Below are 6,727 nucleotides of genomic sequence, written 5' to 3'. Positions count from 1 at the left end.
AGAAACCTGACAATTAAAGAGAAATATATTTCTGGTCAAGCGACCAAGGGCATAAGGTGAATGCCTTGGCACTGAGAGCCGAAGAAGGACGTGATAAGCTGCGAAAAGTCTCGGGGAGGAGCAAATATCCTGTGATCCGTGAATGTCCGAATGGGGAAACCCACTTGAGCAAACCTCAAGTATCTTGTTGTGAATACATAGCAACAAGAGGGAATAGTTGGTGAACTGAAACATCTAAGTAGCCAGACGAAAAGAAAGAAAAAATTCGATTTTCAAAGTAGCGGCGAGCGAAATGGAAAGAGCCCAAATTAAGTCAATGAAGAAGAAGGATAGTAGAATGGTATGGGAAGACCAACCGAAGAAAGTGAAAGTCTTGTAAACGAAATCTAACTGATTCTGGCTTAGAAAGAGTAGCATGGGACACGAGAAATCCTGTGTGAATATAGGGGGACCACCCCCTAAGGCTAAATACTACTCAGTGACCGATAGAGAATAGTACCGTGAGGGAAAGGTGAAAAGAACCCCGGGAGGGGAGTGAAATAGAACCTGAAACCTTATGCCTACAAGCAGATAGAGTCTTAAGAGAGATGATATCGTACTTTTTGTAGAACGGGCCAGCGAGTTATGGTGTGCGGCAAGGTTAAGTAATGAAGTTACGGAGCCGTAGGGAAACCGAGTCTGAATAGGGCGGATAAGTCGTATGCCATAGACCCGAAACCAGGTGATCTATCCATGAGCAGGTTGAAGTGAAAGTAAAATTTCATGGAGGACCGAACCGGGTAGCGTTTAAAAGCTATCGGATGACTTGTGGATAGGGGTGAAAAGCCAATCGAACTTGGAGATAGCTGGTTCTCCTCGAAATAGCTTTAGGGCTAGCCTCAATTTAGTTTACAGGGGGTAGAGCACTGAATACCGTAGGGGTGTTAGACATTACCGAAAGTTATCAAACTGCGAATACCTGATAAATGATGATTGGGAGTCAGACTATGTGGGATAAGCTTCATAGTCAAAAGGGAAAGAGCCCAGACCACCAGCTAAGGTCCCTAAATATAGATTAAGTGGTAAAGGATGTTTTACTACTTAGACAACCAGGATGTTGGCTTAGAAGCAGCCATACATTTAAAGAGTGCGTAATAGCTCACTGGTCAAGTGGTAGAGCGCCGAAAATGAACGGGGCTAAAATCTAATACCGAAGCTGTGGACTAATTTAATTAGTGGTAGAGGAGCATTGTGTAAGGGGCGAAGCTAAGTTGGAAGACGAAGTGGACTTTACAGAAGAGAGAATGCTGGCATGAGTAGCGAAAAGGAGGGTGAGAATCCCTCCCGTCGAAAGCCTAAGGATTCCTGAGGAAGGCTCGTCCTCTCAGGGTAAGTCGGGACCTAAGCCCAGGCTGAAAAGCGTAAGCGATGGACAACAGGTTGAGATTCCTGTACTATCTTTGAATGTTTGAGAGATGTACTGACGCAGGAGGATATGTTGAGCGTGTGAATGGTAGAGCACGTCTAAGCAAGTAGGTAGAGAATAGAGGCAAATCCCTATTTTTAATATCGAGATGCGATGGGGAGCGAAAAATAAGTAGTGAAGCAACAGATTCCAAACTGCCAAGAAAAGGTACTATTGAGTGAGAAGATACCCGTACCAAAACCGACACAGGTAGGCAAGGAGAGAATCCTAAGACGCGCGGAAGAACCTTTGTTAAGGAACTCGGCAAAATGACCCCGTAACTTCGGGAGAAGGGGTACCATTAGATGTGAGATACTTTCGTATGGAGCATAGAGTGGTCGCAGAGAATAGGCCCAAGCAACTGTTTACCAAAAACACAAGTCTCTGCTAAATCGAAAGATGAAGTATAGGGGCTGACACCTGCCCGGTGCTGGAAGGTTAAGGGGAAATGTTAGAGCAATCGAAGCATAGAACTTAAGCCCCAGTAAACGGCGGCCGTAACTATAACGGTCCTAAGGTAGCGAAATTCCTTGTCGGGTAAGTTCCGACCCGCACGAAAGGTGTAATGATTTGGGCACTGTCTCAACAAAGGATCCGGTGAAATTGTAGTAGTCGTGAAGATGCGACTTACCCACGATAGGACGGAAAGACCCCGTGGAGCTTTACTGTAGGCTGGCATTGGAATTTGGTATTAAATGTACAGGATAGGTGGGAGACTATGAAGCGAGAGCGCCAGTTTTCGTGGAGTCGACGTTGGGATACCACTCTTTTGATACTAAATTTCTAACTTGATACTCTGAAACGAGTATAAGGACACTGTCAGTTGGGCAGTTTGACTGGGGCGGTCGCCTCCTAAAGAGTAACGGAGGCGTTCAAAGGTTCCCTCAGAATGGATGGAAATCATTCTAAGAGTGCAAAGGCAAAAGGGAGCTTAACTGCGACACCAACAAGTGGAGCAGATAGGAAACTAGGACTTAGTGATCCGGTGGTACCGAGTGGAAGGGCCATCGCTCAACGGATAAAAGCTACCCCGGGGATAACAGGCTTATCTCCCCCAAGAGTTCACATCGACGGGGAGGTTTGGCACCTCGATGTCGGCTCGTCTCATCCTGGGGCTGGAGTAGGTCCCAAGGGTTGGGCTGTTCGCCCATTAAAGAGGCACGCGAGCTGGGTTCAGAACGTCGTGAGACAGTTCGGTCCCTATCCATCGTGGGCGTAGGAAATTTGAGAGGAGCTGTCCTTAGTACGAGAGGACCGGGATGGACAGACCGCTGGTGTATCAGTTATCATGCCAATGGTAATGCTGAATAGCTAAGTCTGGAAGGGATAAGTGCTGAAGGCATCTAAGCACGAAGCCCCCCTCAAGATGAGATTTCCTGTTGCAGCAATGCAAGAGAGATTCGATACAGAAAATGTCGTAGATAGGTCAGAGGTGTAAAGGTGGCAACATCAAAGCTAACTGATACTAATAAATCGAAAGCTTGACCAGAAATATATACTCTTTAATTGGAGGGTATCAAACAGAAATATATTTTAAAAAAACAAACAAATAAGTATGGCTGTGATGGCTAGGAGGATACACCTGTTCCCATCTCGAACACAGAAGTTAAGCTCCTAAACGTCGAAGGTACTAGTACATCTCGTACTGGAAGAATAGAAAACAGCCAAACAAACCACTCGAAAGAATGGTTTTTTGTTTATTTAATGTTATTTATTTTTTTGACATTAAAATATTTAGTATGGCTGTGATAGCTAGGAGGATACACCTGTACCCATCTCGAACACAGAAGTTCATGACCTAACAGCAATCTATGATTGCGTCGTAGGTCAGATACTAAGAAACTCCATTTGTGAAACAAATGGTAAGTTTCGACAGTGAAAGCTCGGAGCTTAACAGCAAAAATTAAATTACAGTATGGCTGTGATGGCTAGGAGGATACACCTGTTCCCATCTCGAACACAGAAGTTAAGTTCCTAAACGTCGAAGGTACTAGTACATCTCGTACTGGGAGAATAGAAAACAGCCAAACTCCTAGGTAGCTCAATGGTGGAGCACCCGGCTGTTAACCGGTAGGTTGTGGGTTCGAGCCCCACCCTGGGAGCCAATGTGCCGGGGTGGCGGAACTGGCAGACGCACAGGACTTAAAATCCTGCGATGTTAACTCATCGTACCGGTTCGATTCCGGTCCTCGGCACCAGTTTTTTAGGCCCCATGGTCAAGCGGTTAAGACATCGCCCTTTCACGGCGGTAACCCGGGTTCGAATCCCGGTGGGGTCACCATTATATTCTTTTGTGGCGGAGTAGCTCAGTTGGCTAGAGCATGCGGTTCATACCCGCAGTGTCAGGGGTTCAAATCCCTTCTCCGCTACCATTTTTTTATTAGGTTGTATTTGGGCGCATAGCTCAGTTGGGAGAGCATCTGCCTTACAAGCAGGGGGTCATAGGTTCGAGCCCTATTGTGCCCACCAAATAAGGCCTGGTAGTTCAGTTGGTTAGAATGCTAGCCTGTCACGCTAGAGGTCGTGGGTTCGAGTCCCATCCAGGTCGCCAATAAATTTTTTTGCTGGTGTAGCTCAATTGGTAGAGCAACTGACTTGTAATCAGTAGGTTAGGGGTTCAAGTCCTCCCACCAGCTCCATATTTGCGGGAGTGGCTCAGTGGTAGAGCATCGCCTTGCCAAGGCGAGGGTCGCGAGTTCGAATCTCGTCTTCCGCTCCAAGAACTCAGAATTTATTCTGAGTTTTCTAATATGTGCCATTAGCTCAGCTGGATAGAGCGTTTGGCTACGGACCAAAAGGCCAGGGGTTCGAATCCTCTATGGCACGCCAAGTATGAATTACCAGATAAAAAAAGAGTCAAATATTATGTTGACTCTTTTTTTATTTTTATTTTTGGGTATATTAATATTGCTACTTTATTTACTAAAAAGTAAAACAATTACTTTAATTAGATAATAATATATATTATATTGAAAATATTATTTATATAATATTTAAATAAGATCATTTTTATGTTTTTTTAGTATAATATTTTATGTATTTTAGTCTATTTATATTGTAATTATTACACTTTTTTGATATAATTGTTAGGATACTATTTAAGGAGGCGAGTAAGATGAAACCAGTTATTGGAATTTCAGGTAATATTTTAATTAGTAAAGGTAATACTTTTTCTGGATATAGAAGATCTTATGTCAATCAAGATTATGTTGAAGCTATATTAAGAGCAGGTGGTATTCCTTTCATTATACCATTTAATGAAGATTTAGAAAGTATAAGAGAAATGGTAGAACATGTAGATGGAGTAATTTTATCAGGTGGACATGATGTTAATCCATATAATTATGGAGAAGATCCATTATTAAAAATAGGGGAAGTTTTCCATGAAAGAGATGTTTTTGATATGGAAATTTATAAAACAGCTGTTAAATTTAATAAGCCTGTGTTTGGTATTTGTAGAGGTTTCCAAATTATTAACGTTGTTAATGGAGGATCTTTATATCAAGATTTATCTTATGCTGATTTTGTTAAATTAAAACATGATCAACAAGATAATCCAAGTCAAGCAACTCATTCTGTTAGTTTTGAAGAAGGAGCATTCTTAAGAGAAATTTTGGGTGAAGAAAATAAAGTTAATAGTTTCCATCATCAAATATTAAAGGATGTTGCACCTGGATTTAAGGTTGTTGCTAAGAGTCCAGATGGGGTTGTAGAATCTATTCAAAAAATTACAGAAGATTGTTTTGTAGTTGGTGTTCAATGGCATCCAGAAATGTTGTCAGTAAAATATGAAGATTCTCAAAAAGTTTTTGACGAATTTGTAAAAGAAGTTGAAAAAAGAAAAAGTAAATAGTTTTTAGTTTTTTAACTATGAAAGGGGAATTATTTCAATGGATAAGAAAAAATTAGGATTTTGGTCAATAGTACTTTTGACTATAAATTCAATTATTGGTACAGGTATATTTTTATCACCTGGTAGTGTTGCTAAATCAGCAGGTACTAAAGCACCACTGATTTATATTGTAGCTGCTATTTTTACATCTATGCTTGCTATTACTTTTGCTTCTGCTGCTAAGTATGTATCAAAAGGTGGAGCGGCTTATGCATATTCAAAGGCAGCTTTTGGAGATTCTCTAGGACAATATGTTGGTGTTACTAGAGTTATTGCTGCAAGTATAGCTTGGGGAACAATGGGAACATTTGTTGTTAGAACTACATTAAAAATATTTGGTTTTGATTCTGCTAATTTAACTTATGTTACTATTGGATTTTTAGTTTTGATGATTATTTTATTATTAATTAATATTTTTGGAACAAAATTATTAACTATAATTAGTGATATTTCAACAATAGGAAAAGTTTTAGCTTTAGTTGTTACTATTATAGCCGGTGTTGCTATTTTAGCTTATACTGGAACTTCTCATATTTCAGAATTAAGTTTATTAAAAGCTAAAGATGGAACTCCATTAATTAAAGAAATGACAGCTACTACTTTTGTAACAGCTGTAATCGCAGCATTCTATGCATTTACAGGATTTGAATCTGTTGCAAGTGGTTCACAAGATATGGAAGAACCTGAAAAGAATTTACCAAAGGCTATTCCTTTAGCTATTGGTATTATAGCTGCTATTTATTTCGGAATTATATTAGTTGGTATGCATCTTAATCCAGTTGCATTAGTACAATCAAATGAAGTTGTTGTTCTAGCTTCAATCTTTACAAATCCTATATTAGAAAAAGTTGTTATTATTGGAGCATTAGTTTCTATGTTTGGTATTAATGTTGCTGCTTCATTCAGTACACCACGTGTATTAGAAGCTATGGCTAAAGAAAAACAAGTTCCTGAAATTTTTGCAAAAAGATTATCAAATGATTTACCATTACCTGCATTCTTATTTACAGCTATATTTGCTATAATTATACCATTAAGCTTTAGATATGATTCAACAAGTATTACGATTATAAGTTCAATTTCACGTTTTGTTCAATTCTTAATCGTACCTATAGCAGTTGTAATTTTCTTCTATGGAAAATCAAAAGAACCTGTTTTAGATTCAAAGAAGAATATGGTAGCAGACGTTATTATTCCTATAATAGCATTATTACTTACTATCTTACTTCTTGTTAAATTTGACTGGAAAGGACAATTTTCAGTTAAAGATAGCACAGGTGCTGTAGTAACTAATGTTAAAGCTATTGTATCAATGATAGTTGGATATGTTGTTTTACCAGCTATTATGTTTATTTATTCTAAAACTAGAAAAGAAAGTAAGTAATAAATAA

At 39.6% G+C, this 6,727-nt stretch carries 2 protein-coding genes, 9 tRNA genes and 3 rRNA genes; all 14 read left to right on the top strand.

Going from position 1 to position 6,727, the window contains the following annotated elements; translation table 11 throughout:
• The first annotated feature begins 33 nt into the window (after nucleotides 1-33).
• A 23S ribosomal RNA gene (locus tag ACLGL0_RS02320) occupies nucleotides 34-2,933 on the top strand.
• 65 nt (nucleotides 2,934-2,998) lie between these two features.
• Nucleotides 2,999-3,114, top strand: a 5S ribosomal RNA gene (rrf, locus tag ACLGL0_RS02315).
• A gap of 244 nt (nucleotides 3,115-3,358) precedes the next feature.
• Nucleotides 3,359-3,474: ribosomal RNA gene (rrf, locus tag ACLGL0_RS02310) — 5S ribosomal RNA — on the top strand.
• Nucleotides 3,475-3,549, top strand: a tRNA-Asn gene (locus tag ACLGL0_RS02305).
• A 4-nt stretch (nucleotides 3,550-3,553) separates the two neighbouring features.
• A tRNA-Leu gene (locus tag ACLGL0_RS02300) sits at nucleotides 3,554-3,642 on the top strand.
• 8 nt (nucleotides 3,643-3,650) lie between these two features.
• Nucleotides 3,651-3,725, top strand: a tRNA-Glu gene (locus ACLGL0_RS02295).
• 14 nt (nucleotides 3,726-3,739) lie between these two features.
• A tRNA-Met gene (locus ACLGL0_RS02290) sits at nucleotides 3,740-3,816 on the top strand.
• A 21-nt stretch (nucleotides 3,817-3,837) separates the two neighbouring features.
• Nucleotides 3,838-3,913 (top strand) — tRNA-Val (locus ACLGL0_RS02285).
• A 5-nt stretch (nucleotides 3,914-3,918) separates the two neighbouring features.
• Nucleotides 3,919-3,995 (top strand) — tRNA-Asp (locus ACLGL0_RS02280).
• A 12-nt stretch (nucleotides 3,996-4,007) separates the two neighbouring features.
• Nucleotides 4,008-4,083, top strand: a tRNA-Thr gene (locus tag ACLGL0_RS02275).
• Between the two features lie 5 nt (nucleotides 4,084-4,088).
• Nucleotides 4,089-4,163, top strand: a tRNA-Gly gene (locus ACLGL0_RS02270).
• A gap of 33 nt (nucleotides 4,164-4,196) precedes the next feature.
• Nucleotides 4,197-4,273: transfer RNA gene (locus tag ACLGL0_RS02265), tRNA-Arg, on the top strand.
• 286 nt (nucleotides 4,274-4,559) lie between these two features.
• The gene (locus ACLGL0_RS02260; protein ID WP_411013466.1) at nucleotides 4,560-5,297 is read left to right on the top strand and encodes a gamma-glutamyl-gamma-aminobutyrate hydrolase family protein; all 738 of its coding nucleotides are present in this window, start codon (nucleotides 4,560-4,562) and stop codon (nucleotides 5,295-5,297) included.
• 37 nt (nucleotides 5,298-5,334) lie between these two features.
• Nucleotides 5,335-6,720, top strand: coding sequence for an APC family permease (locus ACLGL0_RS02255; protein ID WP_411013465.1), 1,386 nt, complete (start codon nucleotides 5,335-5,337; stop codon nucleotides 6,718-6,720).
• The last annotated feature ends 7 nt before the right edge of the window (nucleotides 6,721-6,727 follow it).

This window comes from Parvimonas pharyngis, assembly GCF_046569675.1.
Classification (GTDB): Bacteria; Bacillota; Clostridia; order Tissierellales; family Peptoniphilaceae; genus Parvimonas.
This window is presented reverse-complemented; position numbering and strand designations above follow the sequence as displayed.

What these genes read in the sequence shown, in the direction of transcription:
- ACLGL0_RS02260 (WP_411013466.1), top strand. Translation starts at nt 4,560, where the DNA reads ATGAAACCAGTTATTGGAATTTCAGGTAATATTTTAATTAGTAAAGGT.
- ACLGL0_RS02255 (WP_411013465.1), top strand. Translation starts at nt 5,335, where the DNA reads ATGGATAAGAAAAAATTAGGATTTTGGTCAATAGTACTTTTGACTATA.